Annotated in this window: 16 protein-coding genes; 8 read left to right on the forward strand and 8 right to left on the reverse strand. The window is 72.8% G+C overall.

Annotated elements, in window-relative coordinates; translation table 11 throughout:
- Positions 1-87: 87 nt before the first annotated feature.
- Genes ASG04_RS10700 through ASG04_RS10710 form a run of 3 tightly spaced genes read left to right on the forward strand, consistent with a single transcriptional unit; the run spans position 88 to position 3,613 of the window.
- Positions 88-2,088, forward strand: a complete 2,001-nt coding sequence (locus ASG04_RS10700; RefSeq protein WP_056123589.1) for a bifunctional lysylphosphatidylglycerol flippase/synthetase MprF — start codon at positions 88-90, stop codon at positions 2,086-2,088.
- Positions 2,088-3,437, forward strand: a complete 1,350-nt coding sequence (locus ASG04_RS10705; RefSeq protein WP_056123592.1) for an alpha/beta hydrolase — start codon at positions 2,088-2,090, stop codon at positions 3,435-3,437. The genes ASG04_RS10700 and ASG04_RS10705 overlap by 1 nt, the downstream gene beginning before the upstream one ends.
- Positions 3,434-3,613, forward strand: coding sequence for a hypothetical protein (locus tag ASG04_RS10710; protein WP_056123597.1), 180 nt, complete (start codon positions 3,434-3,436; stop codon positions 3,611-3,613). Before ASG04_RS10705 ends, ASG04_RS10710 begins: the two co-directional genes overlap by 4 nt.
- A gap of 4 nt (positions 3,614-3,617) precedes the next feature.
- On the opposite strand, the gene ASG04_RS10715 is transcribed toward ASG04_RS10710, so the two are convergent.
- From ASG04_RS10715 to ASG04_RS10735, 5 genes are all read right to left on the reverse strand, one after another.
- Entirely contained in the window at positions 3,618-4,193 is a 576-nt protein-coding gene (locus ASG04_RS10715; RefSeq protein WP_056123599.1) for a GNAT family N-acetyltransferase, read from the reverse strand.
- Between the two features lie 68 nt (positions 4,194-4,261).
- Positions 4,262-5,884, reverse strand: a complete 1,623-nt coding sequence (locus tag ASG04_RS10720; protein WP_056123605.1) for a dihydrolipoamide acetyltransferase family protein — start codon at positions 5,882-5,884, stop codon at positions 4,262-4,264.
- A gap of 55 nt (positions 5,885-5,939) precedes the next feature.
- Positions 5,940-6,899, reverse strand: a complete 960-nt coding sequence (locus tag ASG04_RS10725) for an alpha-ketoacid dehydrogenase subunit beta (RefSeq protein ID WP_056124035.1) — start codon at positions 6,897-6,899, stop codon at positions 5,940-5,942.
- An 86-nt stretch (positions 6,900-6,985) separates the two neighbouring features.
- The gene (locus ASG04_RS10730) at positions 6,986-8,122 is read right to left on the reverse strand and encodes a thiamine pyrophosphate-dependent dehydrogenase E1 component subunit alpha (protein WP_056123608.1); all 1,137 of its coding nucleotides are present in this window, start codon (positions 8,120-8,122) and stop codon (positions 6,986-6,988) included.
- Between the two features lie 5 nt (positions 8,123-8,127).
- Positions 8,128-9,225, reverse strand: a complete 1,098-nt coding sequence (locus tag ASG04_RS10735; RefSeq protein ID WP_056123612.1) for a histidinol-phosphate transaminase — start codon at positions 9,223-9,225, stop codon at positions 8,128-8,130.
- A 41-nt stretch (positions 9,226-9,266) separates the two neighbouring features.
- On the opposite strand from ASG04_RS10735, the gene ASG04_RS10740 reads away from it, so the two are divergent.
- From ASG04_RS10740 to purB, 3 genes are read left to right on the forward strand one after another with little or no spacing between them, the layout of a single operon-like run.
- Complete coding sequence (locus ASG04_RS10740) at positions 9,267-9,665, forward strand: phage holin family protein (protein ID WP_056123614.1); 399 nt, start codon at positions 9,267-9,269, stop codon at positions 9,663-9,665.
- A gap of 27 nt (positions 9,666-9,692) precedes the next feature.
- On the forward strand, positions 9,693-10,211 hold the full coding sequence (locus ASG04_RS10745) for a low molecular weight protein-tyrosine-phosphatase (RefSeq protein ID WP_111107615.1): 519 nt from the start codon (positions 9,693-9,695) through the stop codon (positions 10,209-10,211).
- Positions 10,208-11,593 (forward strand): adenylosuccinate lyase, encoded by a 1,386-nt coding sequence (gene purB, locus ASG04_RS10750; RefSeq protein WP_056123620.1) that lies wholly within the window; start codon positions 10,208-10,210, stop codon positions 11,591-11,593. The genes ASG04_RS10745 and purB overlap by 4 nt, the downstream gene beginning before the upstream one ends.
- Before the next feature lie 205 nt (positions 11,594-11,798).
- Here purB and ASG04_RS10755 read toward each other — a convergent pair whose 3' ends face one another.
- Positions 11,799-12,713, reverse strand: a complete 915-nt coding sequence (locus ASG04_RS10755; protein ID WP_056123623.1) for a LysR family transcriptional regulator — start codon at positions 12,711-12,713, stop codon at positions 11,799-11,801.
- A 71-nt stretch (positions 12,714-12,784) separates the two neighbouring features.
- Here ASG04_RS10755 and ASG04_RS10760 point away from each other — a divergent pair, with 71 nt between their 5' ends.
- Positions 12,785-13,726, forward strand: a complete 942-nt coding sequence (locus tag ASG04_RS10760) for an EamA family transporter (RefSeq protein WP_056123626.1) — start codon at positions 12,785-12,787, stop codon at positions 13,724-13,726.
- Here ASG04_RS10760 and ASG04_RS10765 read toward each other — a convergent pair.
- Positions 13,695-14,687, reverse strand: a complete 993-nt coding sequence (locus tag ASG04_RS10765; RefSeq protein WP_056123629.1) for an epimerase — start codon at positions 14,685-14,687, stop codon at positions 13,695-13,697. The two genes, ASG04_RS10760 and ASG04_RS10765, sit on opposite strands and share 32 nt — an antisense overlap.
- Complete coding sequence (locus tag ASG04_RS10770) at positions 14,684-15,382, reverse strand: DUF4166 domain-containing protein (protein ID WP_056123632.1); 699 nt, start codon at positions 15,380-15,382, stop codon at positions 14,684-14,686. The genes ASG04_RS10765 and ASG04_RS10770 overlap by 4 nt, the downstream gene beginning before the upstream one ends.
- 48 nt (positions 15,383-15,430) lie before the next feature.
- Between ASG04_RS10770 and ASG04_RS10775 the strand changes: the two genes are divergently transcribed.
- Positions 15,431-16,345: a cation diffusion facilitator family transporter gene (locus ASG04_RS10775; protein WP_056123635.1), complete on the forward strand. Its 915-nt coding sequence runs from the start codon at positions 15,431-15,433 to the stop codon at positions 16,343-16,345.
- Positions 16,346-16,354: the final 9 nt, after the last annotated feature.

Raw genomic sequence — 16,354 nt, forward strand, 5'->3', positions numbered from 1 at the left:
TGCCGACTCGGTCCGATGGCCGATCGGCCATCGTGGTTCAACCCGACGGTCGATGCCCGCGGGTCTCGGATCCACTTCGATGGCACTGTGCCCATCCGTCCCGCCCTCGCCCGGCTCCGTCGCCACCCCGTCGCCCTCGTCGTGGCCGGGGCGATCGTCGTCCTGGTGGTCGGGGCTCGGCTGACGCACGCCGAACCGGACTTCCCGCACCACCCGCCCGTCGCCTGCCTGGCACTCGTCGCGACGATCATCGCCGCCGCGGTCGCCGAGCGGACGATCGGCTCGATCAGGGCGGCACTGGTCGGCGTGGTCGTCCCGGCGATCGCGATGCTCGTCACGGAGCTGGCGGTCAGCGTCGGCGACGCACTGGGTGAGGCGCACGCCGAAGTGGTCCACGGACAGCCGATGCTGGCGCCGTCGGTGATCGCCGTCACGCTCTTCGCCGCGGCGTCGGCCGGCATGCCCGCCCAGCGCCGGTGGCGGGTCCGCACGGTGCTGTGGACGGTGACGCTCACCCTCCTGCTCTTCGCGGGCCACGGCTCGGACGTGACCCGCGCGCTCGCCGCCCTGCTCGGGACCGCGGCCGGCGCGCTCGTCGTGCACCGGGCCTCCCGTCCCGCGCAGCGCGACCACCTGACGGCCCGGACGGTCGTCGTGGCGACCCTCGTCGCGCTGGGCGGCGGCACGCTGGTGACGCTCGTCGTGCCGGACCCGGACGGGGTGCTCTCGCCGTTCTCGGACGCGATGAGCGACCGCGCCACCGTGCTCGTCGGAGTCCTGCTGCTCGTCGCCGCCTGGCTCGTGCACCACGGCCGTCGTGCCGGGATCGTCGTGGCGGCCGGGGTGCTCGTCGTCCTGACCGCCGTGCTCGCCGACGTGTTCCTCATCGAGCCGATGACGGACTCGGCGGTGCAGTGGCAGGGGCTCGGCCTGGACGAGGTCGAGTGGCAGGTGACCCTGCTCGGCGCCTGGGTCGTCCCCGCGTCGGTGCTGCTGGCGATCCTGGTGCTGCGCGGCCGTCTGGTCCGAGCGCCCTTCCGGGCAGCGTCCGGGCCGTCCGGACTCGTCGCGATGCTGCGCGGGGGCGACGCCGGGTCACTCGGGCACATGGGGACGTGGCGCGGGAACGCGGTCTGGTCGCACCCCGACGGACTCGGGGCCGTGGCGTACCGCGTGCGCGGCGACGTCGCCCTGACGGTCTCCGACCCGGTGTGCACCGCCGACGACCGTGCCGCCGTCATCAGTGCGTTCGCGCTGCACTGCGAGGAGAACGGCTGGGTCCCGGCGTTCACGAGCGTGCACGAGCCGGTGCGGGCGATCCTGGCGCCCGAGGGGTGGACCGCGCTGCCCGTCGGCGTCGAGGCCGTCCTCGACGTCACGACCTTCGACCTGCGGGGCAAGCGCCGCCAGGACCTGCGCACCGCCTCGAACCGCGCCGACCGCGAGGGCGTCCGCGACGAGTGGACCCGGTTCGCGCAGCTCGACGCCCGGCAGCGCGCCGAGGTCGAGGCGATCTGCACCCGCTGGGCCGCCGACCGCCGTCTGCCCGAGATGGGCTTCACCCTCGGCGGCTTCCGCGAGCTCGACGACCCCGACGTGCGACTCGCCCTGGCGGTCGACGCCTCGGACCGGGTCACCGCCGTGACGAGCTGGTTGCCGGTGTACGCGCACGGCGCCCTGACCGGCTACACGCTCGACGTGATGCGGCGCGGCGAGGACGGGATGCCCGGGGTCGTCGAGTTCCTGATCGCCCGGACCGCCCTGCGGTCGCGCGAGGCCGGGCTGACCACGCTGAGCCTGTCCGGCACGCCGCTCGCCGCCCACGACCCCGCGTCGACGGCCGTCCTCGACCGCGGCTCGCGACTGCTGGCCCGCCTGCTGGAGCCGGCGTACGGGTTCCGCTCGCTCCAGCGCTTCAAGGAGAAGTTCGGCGCACAGCACGAGCCGCTCTGGTTGGTCGTCCCGACGCCGTTGCACGTGCCACGGGTCGCCCGGGCCCTGGCCGGTGCCTACCTGCCGGGGCTGCGACCCCGGCACCTGTGGGAGCTGCGGCGTGCGCACCGTGCGGCCGCCGGGGCACGAGGCTGATGCTCGACCCGTTCCACTGGGTGATGGGGACCCGGCTGCAGGTCCCCACGAAGCTCGTGCCCGCGGACGTGCTGTTCGGCGTCACCGCGGTCGTCGTGCTGCTGCCGGCGCTCCGCACGGGGCTGCGGTCGAGCGCGGCCTGGCGACGCACGGGCGTCCGCGCCGCGGTCGCTGTCGGCGGTGCCCTGCTCGGACTGCTGGCGTGCTGGGTCGTCGGTGACCTGTTCAACGCGTTCGACGTCCACCTGACCGACGTCACACGGATGTGGGTGGCCATGGCCTTCGCCGGGCTCGCACTGGCCGTGGCGGGGCTCGTCCAGGGCGGCCGCGGACGCCGCGTGCTCGCCGGCGTGCTGGTGCCCCTGGCGTTGCTCGTCCCCGCGCTCGGCGTCAACGTCGACTACGCCGCCTACCCGACGCTCAACGCGCTCGTGCAGACCAACCCGTTCCCGGCCCTCGACCTGGGTTCCGAGTCCGGCGTGGACGCCGTCGCCGACCGACCCGCGTCCGAGCACTGGACCCCGCCCGCGACGATGCCGACGGCGGGCCACGTGGGCACCGTGCGGATCCCGGGGACGCGGTCGGGCTTCCCCGCGCGCCCGGCCGTCGTGTACCTGCCGCCGGCCGCCCTCACCGATGACCCGCCCGTGCTGCCGGTCGTCGTCTCGCTCTCCGGGCAGCCCGGTTCCCCCAGCGACATGTTCACGGCGGGCGGCATCGCCGGGGTGCTCGACGCGTACGCGGCCGCCCACCACGGGCTCGCGCCGATCGTGGTGTCCGCCGACCAGCTCGCCGTCCCCGGGCACAACACGATGTGCGTCGACTCGTCGATCGGCAAAGCGGCTACTTACATCACACAGGACGTCCCCGCGTGGGTCACCGCACACCTGCGCGTGCCGACGGACCGCCGCGGCTGGGGGCTCGTCGGGTTCTCGCAGGGCGCGACGTGCGCGACGCAGTTCCTGTCGGGGTACCCGGACCGCTTCGGCGCCGCCCTCGCCGTGTCGAGCGAGCTGCACCCGGTCGACCGCTCCCCGCAGAACAGCGCCGACGAGGCCTTCGGCGGGTCCCTCGCCCGCTGGCGCGCCGCCGCCCCGTCAGCGCTGATGGCCGCGAACGGCCCCTACCCGGACACCCGGCTGTGGCTGACCGCTGGGTCGACGGACCACGAGTTCACCGAGTCGGCGAAGCGGATCGGCGCGGCCGCACGGCGTGCGGGCATCCACACCGCCGTCGCGTCGGCGCCCGGGAGCGGACACGACTGGAACACCGTGCAGTGGTCGCTCGCGAACGAGCTGCCCCACGAGGCCGACGCGCTGCTCGGCGCGCCCGGGGTGGTGCAACCGTGAACGACGCACCGGGGGTGCTGGTCGTCCGCATGGCGGTGCTCGGGGCGGCGGTGCTGGTGCTGGTGGGCGTGCTGTCGTTCAGCCCGGGCGGAATGTGCGTCGTCGCCGCGGTGGTGCTCGGGCTGGCGACGGTCGCGGCCGGGGTGCTCGGCGCGCTGGCGGCTGGGCGGCGCTGAGCCCTCAGGCGTTCGCGACGAGCCAGGCGTGCTGCTGATCGGTGAGCACGCGGTCCGCCCAGACCTGTCGCTCGACGTCGTCGGGGGTGGGTGCGGCGGTCGTGCCCTGCCAGACGAGCGCGAGTCCGGCGTTCGCCAGGACCCGTGCCGACGCCGGGTTGTTCGTCAGCACCCGGCCGGTCACGGGCACACCAGGGGCGGTGTCGTGCGCTGCCGTCATCGCCGCCCGCGCGACGGCCGTGGCGTGACCGTGGCCCCACGCGGACGGTGCGAGGCGGTACCCGAGGTTCCAGACGCCGCCGGCGGTCATGTCGACGCCACCGACCCCGAGCACGACCCCGCTCTGCAGGTCGCGGATCGTCCACGACCCGAGCCCGTGCCGGACGCGGCCGCCGATCTTGCGCTGCACCAGGTCGACCGTCTGCGCACGGCTGGCGTGCCGACCGCTCGGCAGGTGGGTCCAGGTGCGGGCGTCGGCGTAGACGACGTGCAGGGCGTCGATGTCGGTGGGGGTGACGGGCGTCAGCAGGAGGCGATCCGTTCGGATCTCCTGTGGGGTGGTCAGGAGCTGGTGGACCATGCCCCGATCATCGCCCCCGCCACCGACATCCGCGTGAACACCACGCCAACGACCGGCAGGTTCGCGTGTCAGTCGAGCAGGAGCGCCGGCTCCTCGATGACCGAGGCCACGTCGTGCACGAAGCGGGAGGCGACGTCGCCGTCCACCACGCGGTGGTCGAACGAGGCGCCGATCGTCGTGACCATCCGCGAGCGGACCTCGCCCTCGACGACCCACGGCTTCGGCTTGATGGTGCCCATCGCGACGATGGCGACCTGGCCCGGGTTGAGGATGGGCGTCCCGGTGTCCATGCCGAACACGCCGATGTTCGTCACGGTGATCGTGCCGTCGGCCATCTCGGCGGGGCTGGTCTTGCCGTCGCGGGCGGTGAGGGTCATCGCCTCGAGCGCCTTGGCCAGCTCGAAGAGCGACATGTCCTGGGCGTCCTTGATGTTCGGCACGATGAGCCCACGCGGGGTCGCCGCGGCGATGCCGAGGTTCACGAAGTGGTGGACGATGATCTCGCGGTCGGTCCACGACGAGTTCACCGAGCGGTTGCGGCGGACGGCCCAGATGACGGCCTTCGCCATGATGAGCAGCGGCGACACCTTGACCCCCGCGAACGTCGGCGAGGACTTGAGCCGCTTGACGAACTCCATCGTGCGCGTGGCGTCGACGTCCACGAACAGCGACACGTGCGGCGCGGTGAACGCCGACGTGGTCATCGCCGTCGCGATCGCCTTGCGGACGCCCTTGACCGGGATGGTCTCCTGGCGGACGTCGCCCCACTCGGGCGTCTCGAGGTTGCGGAACACCGTGGCCTGTGTCGCGTGCCGGATGACGTCGTCGCGCGTGACCTCGCCGGCGAGCCCGGTCGGCACGACGATCGCGATGTCGACGTCGAGGTCCTTCGCCAGCTTGCGGATCGGCGGCTTCGCCATCACCGGCGGCGCCGTCGGGCGCGCGGGGCGCTGGCCCTGCGCCGCGACGGCCTCGGCGGTGGTCGCCTCGCCGTCGTCGGTCAGGACCAGGTCGGCCTCCCGACTGGAGGCCCGGCTCGCCTGCGCGGCGGCGGCGGCGGCCCGGCGGGCGCCCGGCTTGCGGCGCGAGGGTGCGCTGGTCGCGGAGCCGTAGCCGACCAGGACGGCGCCGGAGGACTCGTCCGTGCCGACGACGGACGCACCGTCAGCTGCGGGGAGCGAGGCCGGCATGCGGGACTCGGTCGGCGCGGGAGTGGCAGCCGGCGACGGTGCGGCGGAACGGGTGGGCGTCGCCGCCGCCGGGGCGGGAACGGTCACGCGAGCGGGGGCCGCGACGGGCGGAGCGGAAGCAACCGGGGCGGGAGCGACCGCGGCGGAGGCGACCGGGGCGGAGGCGACCGGGGCACTGGGCGCGACCACGGGCGAGACCGGGGCAGCGTCGGCGACGGAGGCCGGGCCTCCCGGGTGGTCGGTCGTGGACGCGACGGACGCGCCGGACTCGACCCGGATGATCGGACGACCGACCTCGACCGTGTCGCCCTCGGCGACGAGCAGTCCCGTGACCGTGCCCGCGAACGGGGACGGCAGTTCCACCAGGGACTTGGCGGTCTCGATCTCGACCAGGACCTGGTCGACGGTGACCTCGTCCCCGATCGCGACGCGCCACTGGACGATCTCGGCCTCGTTGAGGCCCTCGCCCACGTCGGGCAGGGGGAATTCGGCGACAGCCACGTCGGCTCCTTCGGCGGTCGGTCGTGCGGTGGAGAGGTGGTCCGGCTGGACCGGGTCAGTAGGCGAGGGCGCGGTCCACGGCCTCGAGGACGCGGTCGGCGTCCGGCAGGTGGTGGTGCTCGAGCTTCGACTGCGGGAACGGGATGTCGAACCCGGAGACCCGCAGCGGCGGCGCCTGCATCGTGTAGAACGCCCGCTCGGCGACGGTCGCAGCGATCTCGCTGCCGACGCTGACGAACTCGGAGGCCTCCTGCGCGACGACCAGACGTCCGGTCTTGCGCACCGACGCGAGCAGGGGTTCCCAGTCGATCGGCGAGATCGAGCGGAGGTCGACGACCTCGCAGCTGGTGCCCTCGGCCTCGGCGATGTCGGCCGCCTGCATCAGGGTCGCGACCATCGCGCCGTGCCCGACCAGCGTGACCTCGGTGCCGGTCCTGGCGACGCGGGTGGTGTGCATCGGCACGTGCCCGTCGACCAGGTCGACCTGGCCCTTGGGCCAGTACCGCGACTTCGGCTCCATGAAGACGACCGGGTCCTTCGACGCGATCGCCTCTTGGATCATCCAGTAGGCGTCGTTGGGCGTGCTCGGGCTGACGACGCGGAGCCCGGCGGTGTGTGCGAAGTACGCCTCGGGGGACTCCTGGTGGTGCTCGATCGCCCCGATGTGCCCGCCGTACGGGATGCGGATGACGACGGGCAGCGACATGTGCTGCGGGAGTCGGTTCGCCATCTTGGCCAGCTGCGAGGTGATCTGGTTGAAGGCCGGCCAGACGAACCCGTCGAACTGGATCTCGACGACGGGGCGGTACCCGCGCAGGGCCAGACCGATGGCGGTGCCGACGATGCCCGACTCGGCGAGCGGGGTGTCGCGCACGCGGTCGGGACCGAAGCGGTCCTGCAGGCCCTCGGTGATGCGGAACACACCGCCGAGCCGTCCGATGTCCTCGCCCATCAGCAGGACCTTGTCGTCGCTCGCCATCGCCGCCGCGAGTCCCGCGTTCAGCGCCTTGGCCATCGGGATGGTCGGGGTGGGGTCCTCGGGGGCCTCGCCCGCGCCGGGGTGCGACCGGAGCGTGTAGTCGAACAGCTGCTCGGTGGTGCTCATGCGTGGGTCCCTGCGTCCTGGGCGGCCTCGTACTCGTGCAGGCGGGTGCGTTGCTCGTCGATGCGCGGGTGCGGCTCGCGGTACACGTTGTCGAACATCGCGTCCATCGGCGGGGTCTGCAGCGCGGAGGTCTTCGCGCGGATGTCGGCGGCGATCTGCTCGCCCTCGGCCTCGAACTCGGCGAACTGCGCGTCGGTGGCACCGCGGCTGCGCAGGAAGGCCTCGGACCGGGTGATCGGGTCGCGGGCCACCCAACCGGCCAGCTCGTCGTCCCCGCGGTACCGGGTCGGGTCGTCCGAGCTGGTGTGGGCGCCGATGCGGTAGGTCTCGGCCTCGATGAACGCCGGGCCCTGGCCGCTGCGGGCGTGCTCGGTCGCGACGGTGCTGACCGCGTACGAGGCAAGCACGTCGTTGCCGTCCACCTTGACGCTCGGGATGCCGAAGCCGCGCGGACGGTCGACGAGCGGCGTCGGCGACTGCACCGACACCGGGACCGAGATCGCCCAGTGGTTGTTCTGCAGGAAGAACACGACGGGGGCCCGGTGCGACGCGGCGAACACGTAGGCCTCGTTCACGTCGCCCTGGCTGGTCGCGCCGTCGCCGAAGTAGACGATCGAGCACTCGTCGACGTCGGGGTCACCCGTGCCGACCTTGCCGTCGAGCGCCTGGCCCATGGCGTAGCCCGTCGCGTGCAGCGTCTGTGCGCCGATGACGAGCGTGTAGACGTGCGTGTTGCCACGGGCGTCCGGGTCCCAGTTGCCGTGGGCCTGGCCGCGGAACAGCGAGATGATCTCCATCGGCTGGACACCCCGCTGCAGGACGACGGCGTGCTCGCGGTAGGACGGGAAGAGGTGGTCCTGGGGGCGCAGGGCGAAGGCCGAACCGACCTGAGCGGCTTCCTGCCCGTGGCTCGGCGCCCAGAGTCCGAGCTGCCCCGTGCGCTGCAGGTTGCCGGCCGCGTGGTCGAAGCGTCGTGTGAGCACCATCTGGCGGTGCATCGCGAGCAGCGTCTCGTCGGGGAGGGACCGTGCGACGGCGGCGAACTCGGCGTTGTCGTCGGTCTCCACGAACCGGCCCTCGATGTCGAGGAGCTGGATGGTGGTCGTCGCGGGCGCCGCGGCGTGGAAGGACATGCGGGTCAGCGTAGCGGCCGGTCGAGGCCGGGCGTTGTGAGTCCCCCGACAAGCGAGCGCGCGGTTTCGAGGAGCTTGTCGACAGCCTCGTGCTCGCCGATGGAGACCCGGATGCCCTCGTTCCCGAAGGCCCGGACGATGATGCCGGCACGTTCGAACTGCTCAGCCGCGTGCCCCGTGTGGTCGCCCGTCGGCAGCCACACGAAGTTGCCCTGGGCATCGGGGACGTCCCAGCCCTGGGCCCGCAGCGCGGTCACGACCAGGTCGCGTCGGTCGGTCAGGTGCGTGACCCGATCGAGCAGCTCGGTCTCGCGCTCGAGGCTGGCCAGCGCGGCCGCCTGTCCCTGCGCCGTGACGCTGAGGGGGATGGCACACGCGCGGACGGCGTCGAGGACGTATGCCGGACCGAGCGCGTACCCGACGCGGAGCCCGGCCAGGCCGTACGCCTTGGAGAAGGTGCGGAGGACGACGAGGTTCGGGTACCGCTCCAGCAGCGGGACCCCGCGCACGGCGTCCGGGTCGGTCACGAACTCGGCGTAGGCCTCGTCGATCACCACGAGGACGTCCCGCGGCACCCGCGCCATGAAGGCGTCGAACTCGGCTGCGGTCACCGCGGTGCCGGTGGGGTTGTTGGGCGTGCACACGATCACCATGCGGGTGCGCTCGGTGACGGCCGCCGCCATGGCGTCGAGGTCGTGTCGGCCGTCGGCGCGGTTCGGCACCTGCACGCTGGTGGCGCCGGCAACCGTGACCACGCCGGGGTAGGCCTCGAACGACCGCCAGGCGTACACGACCTCGTCGCCGGGGCCGGACGTCGCCTTCGCCAGCTCGTGCAGGATCGCCACGCTGCCCGGCGCGACGTGGACCTCGTCGACGGTGACGCCGAAGCGGTTCGCCAGGACGGCACGCACGGCGAGCGCCGTCGCGTCCGGGTAGCGGTTGTAGGCGGTCTGCGCCTGCACCGCCTCGACCACGCCGGGGAGCGGCGGGAAGGGGTTCTCGTTGCTCGAGAGCTTGAAGGCGTCCGCCGCGGCCTGGCGTCCCTGCTTGTACGCGGGGAGGATCGCGATCTCGGGCCGGATGTGCACGGGCTGCTCTGTCACCCGTCCAGACTACCGAGCACGTCACCGGGCATCATGGACACATGCGATTCCTCGTCCGCCTCGTCATCAACGCCGTCGCGCTCTGGCTCACCACGCTCATCGTCAGCGGCGTCACCGTCACCGCGTTCGGCAACGGCGGCACCGTCGAGACCGTCCTGACGTTCCTGCTCGTGGCGTTCGTCTTCGGGCTCGTCAACGCCGTGATCGGCACCGTGATCCGGGTCGTGGCGTTCCCGGTGTACATCCTGACGCTCGGGCTGATCTCGTTCGTCGTGAACGCGATCCTGCTGCTCATCGTCGCCGGCATCTCGAGCGCGATCGGCTTCGGCCTGCAGGTCGAGTCGTTCGGCTGGGGCATCGTCGGCGCCTTCGTGCTGGCCGTCTTCGCGTGGCTGATCGGCCTGGTCGTGCGGCCCGTGCTGAACCGCCCGCGCGCCTGAGCGCTGCCGGTACGCCATGATGTGGGCATGACCACGGACGCCGACGCCCCGTCGACCTTCCGCGTCTCGTTCGTGTGCAGCGGCAACATCTGCCGTTCCCCGATGGCCGGGATCGTCTTCCAGCGCCTCGTCGACGACGCCGGGATGACCGACCGGTTCCAGGTGCAGTCCGCGGGGACGGGCGACTGGCACGTCGGCGAACCGGCGGACGAGCGGACGATCGCTGCCCTGGCGGCGCGCGGATACGATGGGTCCAGGCATCGCGCCCGTCAGTTCGACCCGGACCGGTTCCCGGACCTCGACCTGGTGGTCGCACTCGACCGCTCCCACGAACGCATCCTGCGCTCGTGGGCACCCACGATGGACGACGCCGCGAAGGTGACGCTCCTGCTGCGGTACGACGACGCCTGGCCGGAACAGGCCGACGTGCCGGACCCGTACTACGCGGACCGACACGAGTTCGACCGGGTGCTGTCCACGGTCGAGCGGGCCTGCCGCGCACTCTTCCACCAGATCGAACCGGCCGTCCGCCAGGGAGCACCATGACCCCCCTTCCCCCGCAGCCGATCAGCCCGCTCGACGGGCGGTACTACCCGGTCGTGCACACGGTGGGCGAGCACCTCTCCGAGGCCGGGCTCAACCGTGCGCGCATCACCGTCGAGGTGGAGTGGCTGGTCTTCCTGACCGACCACGCGATGTTCACCACGTCGCCGCTCAGCGTCGACGACAAGGCGGCCCTGCGTGCGGTCGTCACGGACTTCGGCCAGGCGCAGATCGCCGAGCTGGCGCAGATCGAGGCGACGACCCGGCACGACGTCAAAGCCGTCGAGTACTTCGTCCGTCGGCGGCTGTCGGAACTCGGCCTCGACGCCATCGCCGAGCTCACGCACTTCGCCTGCACCAGCGAGGACATCAACAACCTGTCCTACGCGATCACGATCAAGGACGCCACCGAGCTCGTCTGGCTGCCGGCCTTCCGAGCCGTCGTCGCCCGACTGCGCGAGGTCGCCGCCGAGCTCCGCGCCGTCCCGATGCTGTCCCACACGCACGGGCAGCCCGCGACCCCGACCACGCTCGGCAAGGAGCTCGCGGTGGTCGTCTACCGACTCGAGCGCGTGCTGGCGCAGATCGAGGGCAGCGAGTACCTCGGCAAGTTCTCCGGCGCCACCGGCACGTTCTCGGCGCACCTCGCCGCCGACCCCGAGGCCGACTGGCCCACGCTGTCCCGGACCTTCGTCGAGGGCCTCGGCCTGCGATGGAACCCGCTCACCACGCAGATCGAGTCGCACGACTGGCAGGCCGAGCTCTACGACCGGATCCGGCACGCCAACCGCATCCTGCACAACCTGGCGACCGACATGTGGACCTACATCTCGATGGGGTACTTCACGCAGATACCGATCGCCGGCGCGACGGGGTCGTCGACGATGCCGCACAAGATCAACCCGATCCGGTTCGAGAACGCCGAGGCGAACCTCGAGATCTCGTCCGCGCTGTTCTCCACGCTGTCCGAGACCCTCGTGACGAGCCGCCTGCAGCGCGACCTGACGGACTCCACCACGCAGCGCAACGTCGGCGTCGCGATGGGCCACTCGCTGCTCGCGCTCGACAACCTGCGCCGTGGGCTGAGCGAGGTCGCCGTGAACGAGCAGCGCCTCGCCGAGGACCTCGACGGCAACTGGGAGGTGCTCGGCGAGGCGATCCAGACGGTCATCCGCGCCGAGGTCACCGCGGGCCAGTCCGACATCGAGGACCCCTACGCGATGCTCAAGGAGCTCACGCGCGGCAAGCGGATCGGGCAGCAGGACCTGATCGCCTTCGTCAACGGCCTGGACATCTCGGACGGCGCCAAGGCCCGCCTGACCGCCCTGACGCCGGCGACGTACACGGGGCTGGCGGACGAGCTGGTGGACCACCTGGACGTCTGAGCCGCTGGACGTCTGAGCCGCTGGACGTCTGAGCGGCGGGGCGTCTGAGCACCGCCGAGACACCGCCGCACGCGCGAGACGCCGCCGAATTGGGCGGCGTCTCGCCATTCCGGCGGCGTCTCGCCAGTCCGGCGGTGTCTCGTCGTCCCGGTGACGACGCGACGGACAGGAGGCCCGGTGCGGCCCCGCCGCGCACCGTACCGGCTCAGGTGGTGACGTCGAGGGCCGTGGCGACCAGGGCCTCCAGGACGGTGCGGACCACGGGCCGGACCATCCGGTCCGGCCGCACGAGTGCCTCGATGCGCCGTCCGGCGCGCACGTCGGCCAGCTCCGCCAGGTGGAACCGCCCCGGCGCCCGCGTGCCCGAGGTGTAGCGCGGGACCAGCGCGATGCCGTGCCCCGCCGCCACCAGGTTCTCGATCACGGGCAGGTGGATCGTGCGGAACGCGACCTGCGGCGGCGCGTCCGTCGCGGCGGCCATCGCCGTCAGGACCCGGTCGATGGGGTAGCCCTCCGGCACGCCGATCCACGTCTCGTCGACGACCTCGTCGATCCGGACGCGCCCGCGTGCCGCCAGCCGGTGGCCCTGGGGCAGGGCGACGTCGAGCGGTTCCCGCAGCAGGGCGACCGTCTCGAGTGCGGACCGGTCCGGAGCCGGCGCGCCGTCGGGACGGTGCCCGACCACGACGTCGTGGTCGGACGCGAGCGGGGCGAACTCGTCCTCGCTGACGTCGACGTCGGACAGCACGAGCTCGATGCCGGGGTGCTCACGCATCCGGGTCAGCAGGCCGGGCAGCAGCAGCTCGGCAGCGGACGGGAAGATCGCCAGGTCGACCGCGCCGGTCGTGCCGCCGAGGTGCTCCTGCCAGGCCGCGTCGACGGTCGCGACGGCGGTGGCGACCCCGGCGGCCAGTCCGGCGAGGACCCGGCCGTCGTCGGTCAGTCGCACGCCGCGACCGACGCGTTCGACCAGTGGGACGCCGACCTGGCGCTGCAGTGTGCGGAGCTGCTGCGACACCGCGCTCGGCGTCCGGTGGGTCGCCGCGGCGACGGCGGACACCGACCCGCGTTCCTGCAGCTCGCGGAGCACCGGCAGCAGCGCGACGTCGAACCCGACCATGCAGGGACCCTACAACGACGCTGTCCGAACGTGCGCTGGTCCTTCCGCGTCGGCTGCGGGACGATCGTCGGGTGCTGCTCCGTGACCGTCTCCTCGCGCTCGTCGTCGCCGTCGTCTGGGGCCTGAACTTCCCCGCGACGGCGCTCGCGCTCGAGCACTTCCCGCCGTTCCTGCTGGCCGCCGTGCGCTTCACGCTGCTGGCGGTGCCGACGCTGCTGTTCGTCCCGCGGCCGCGGATCCCGTTCGGGCGCCTGGTGCTGGTCGGCCTGGGGCTGGGCGTGCTGCAGTTCGCGTTCCTCTACCTGAGCATGGCGTCCGGCATGCCCTCGGGGCTGGCGTCGCTCGTGCTGCAGGCGTCGGCGCCGTTCACGGTCGTGCTCGCCGCGGTGTTCCTGCGTGAGCGGCTGACCGGGCGCCAGGTCCTCGGCGTCACGGCCGCCGTCCTGGCCCTCGCCGCCATCGCGGTGCACCGTTCCCAGACCGCGGCGCTGCTGCCGGTCGTGCTGGCGCTGTGCGGTGCGCTCGGCTGGGCGATCGGCAACGTCGCGACCCGGCGGGTGGGACCGGTGAACCCGCTGCACCTGACGCTGTGGTGGTCGGTGGTGCCGCCGATCCCGATGGCCGTGCTGTCGTTCGTGGTCGAGGGTCCGACGCGCATGGGGCAGGCGCTCGGGACGGCGTTCACGCTCCGGGCGCTGCCGGCCGACCTCGGCCTGCTGTACATCGTGCTGGTGGCGTCGCTCGTCGGGTACGGCATCTGGTCGCGGCTGCTCGGCACCTACCCGTCGAGCACCGTCGCGCCGTTCTCGATGCTCGTGCCCGTCGTGGGCGTGCTGGCGTCGTGGGTGGCGTTCGGCGAGGTGCCCGACCTGGTCGAGGTGCTGGCCGGCGTGGTCGTCGTGGCCGGCGTGCTCTGGGCGTCGCGGTCGGGACGACCGGCGCCCACCGCGGCGATCCCCGAGACCGGCCCGGTGCCGGCGCTCAGCCCCGGTGCTGGCGGCGCTCCGCGATGATGTGCGCCAGTGCACCGCGCAGCAGGGGGTACCGGAACTCGTAGCCGGCCTGCATCAGGCGCGTCGGGACCACCCACCGGCTCTTGAGCACGAGCTCGGTCTCGGTCCGGATCGCGAACGACCCGAGCTCGAGCATCCACCGCCACGTCGGCAGCCCGAAGCGCCGTCCGACCGCGTCACGGATCGTCGCCATCACGGTGCGGTTGTCCGACGGGTTGGGGCTCGACAGGTTCACGGCGCCGTCGAGGTCCTCGTGGTCGCGGATGAAGCGGATCGCACCGACCACGTCGGCGATGTGGATCCAGCTGAACTTCTGCCGCCCGTGGGTGTGTCGGTCGTGGTGGTAGGTGCCCGCAGCCAGGCGCGACCGGGTCGGGAACCACGGGCCGTCGTACTGCGGGCCGCCGAGCCCCGCCTGCGCGAGCCGGAGCAGCGGCACGAGCGCGCTGCCGTCGCCGAACACGATCGCCATCCGGAGCGCGACGCGACGGGTGCCGGGCAGGTCCGCCGCGAAGAGGGCGTCCTCCCACGCGCGGGCGACCCCGACCGAGAAGCCCTCGCCGAGCTCCCCCGTCGCCTCGTCCTGCGGGCGGTCGGCGGCGTGCCGGTAGATCGTCGCGGTCGATGCGTTCAGCCACAGTGGCGGCGGGTGCTCCGACGTGCGGATCGCCTCGCCCAGCTCGAGCGTGGTGTCGACCCGGGAGCGGATGATCTCCGCCCGGTTGCGGCGGCCGTAGCGGCAGTTCACGCTCTTGCCCGCCATGTTCACGACGATCGCGGCGCCGTCCACCAGTTCGCGGACGCGGAGCGTGTTGCCCCACACCGCGTCGCCCGTGCGGCCGATCGTGACGACCTCGTAGCCCTCGTCGCGGAACGCGTCCTGCAGGGAGCGGCCGACGAAGCCGCTGGCCCCCGCGATCACCGCGCGTCCCCTGGTCGTCCCGACGCTGTCGTCGCTCATGTGTTCCCCCGTCCTGTGTCCGGTGCGATCTCGTACCGGAACGCCCCCTCGTACCGGTACAGCGTGCCGACCACCGGCGCCGAGAGCACCAGGGACACGCGCTGCCGGTCGGCTTCGTCATCGAATCGTTCTGTGAGCGTCACACGTGGACTGACGACGGCCGGCAGGCTCCACTCGCGTCCCAGCCCGTGGAACGACACACGCGTGGAGGCCAGGCGCAGGGCGCCGGCGTCCGGGCCGTCTGTGTCGACCGTGACCGCGAGCCGGGCGCTGACGCGCCCGTGGCGACCGAGGTGGTCGACCAGCCCCGCCGGCTCCGCCGTGATGGCGTCGACCATCGTGCGGTCCCCGGTGCGGAAGTGGAAGGTGCGGTGCGCGCGGACGGCGGGGTGAGCCTCCCGTCCCGCCGTGGGCCGGCCGTCGCGTCCGCCGGCGCGACCGCGTCGGACGGTGACCGGGCGGTTCTCGACCGTGAACGGCACGTCCTGCTCCCAGACCGGGAACATCACGGCGTCACGGGCGAACAGCGCCAGCACGGGCCAGAGCCACCGGCGTGGTGTGCCGACGACGGTGAAGGCACCGGCACCCCGGCCGACGTGCCCGGGTGGGACCGGGCCGAAGTACGTGCGGAGCCGCGGATGCAGCCGAGCGAGCACCTCGGCACCGATGCTCAGCTCGTAGGGCGACCGGGTCACGCTTGCGATCCTGGCACGTCGTCGGTCGCGGTCCCTACGATTGCAGGCATGGGACACGACCACGCACACGGGCACGCGGGCGCGAACGAGCGCGCGCTGCTCGTCGCGTTCTGCATCTCGGCGACGATCCTGCTCGCCGAGGTCGTCGGCGCGGTCGTCACCGGGTCGCTCGCGCTGCTGGTCGACGCCGGGCACATGGTCGTCGACACCGGCGGGATCGGCATCGGGCTCGTGGCCACACGGCTCGCCCGGCGCTCGCCCACCTCGCAGCGCACGTGGGGGTTCCAGCGGGCCGAGGTGCTCGGTGCGACGGCCCAGGCGGCGATCCTGCTCGCGGTCGGGGTGTTCGTCATCGTGTCCGCGATCCAGCGCCTGTTCGTGCCCGCCGAGATCCACGCCGGTCCACTGCTGGTGTTCGGGATCATCGGGCTCGTCGGCAACCTGCTCGCCTTCGCCGTGCTGATGCGGGCCTCGGGCGAGAACTTCACGTCGCGGGCCGCGCGGCTCGAGGTCCTCAACGACGCGCTCGGGTCCGTCGCGGTCATCGTCGCGGCCGTCGTGCTGTCGTTGACCGGGTGGGAACGTGCGGACTCGATCGCGGCCATCGTCATCGGCGGGCTCATCCTGCCCCGGGCCGTCCGGCTGCTGCGCGAGACGGCGAACGTGCTGCTCGAGTCGACGCCGCCGGGGCTCGACCTCGAGGACGTGCGCGGCCACATCCTCGAGCTCGACCACGTCATCGCCGTGCACGACCTGCACGCCACGCTCGTGGCAACCGGCGTGCCGAACCTGACCGCGCACGTGGTGGTGGACGACCACTGCTTCACGACCTCGCACGCGCCGGCCATCCTCGACGAGCTGCAGCAGTGCGTGGCCGAGCACTTCGACGTGCCGGTCGAGCACTCCACGTTCCAGCTCGAGCCCGCGTCGCACCAGCGGCACGAGCACGACGTGCACGCGTAGGGCGGCGGG

It is taken from the genome of Curtobacterium sp. Leaf183, from assembly GCF_001424385.1.
In the GTDB taxonomy this organism is placed as follows: domain Bacteria; phylum Actinomycetota; class Actinomycetes; order Actinomycetales; family Microbacteriaceae; genus Curtobacterium.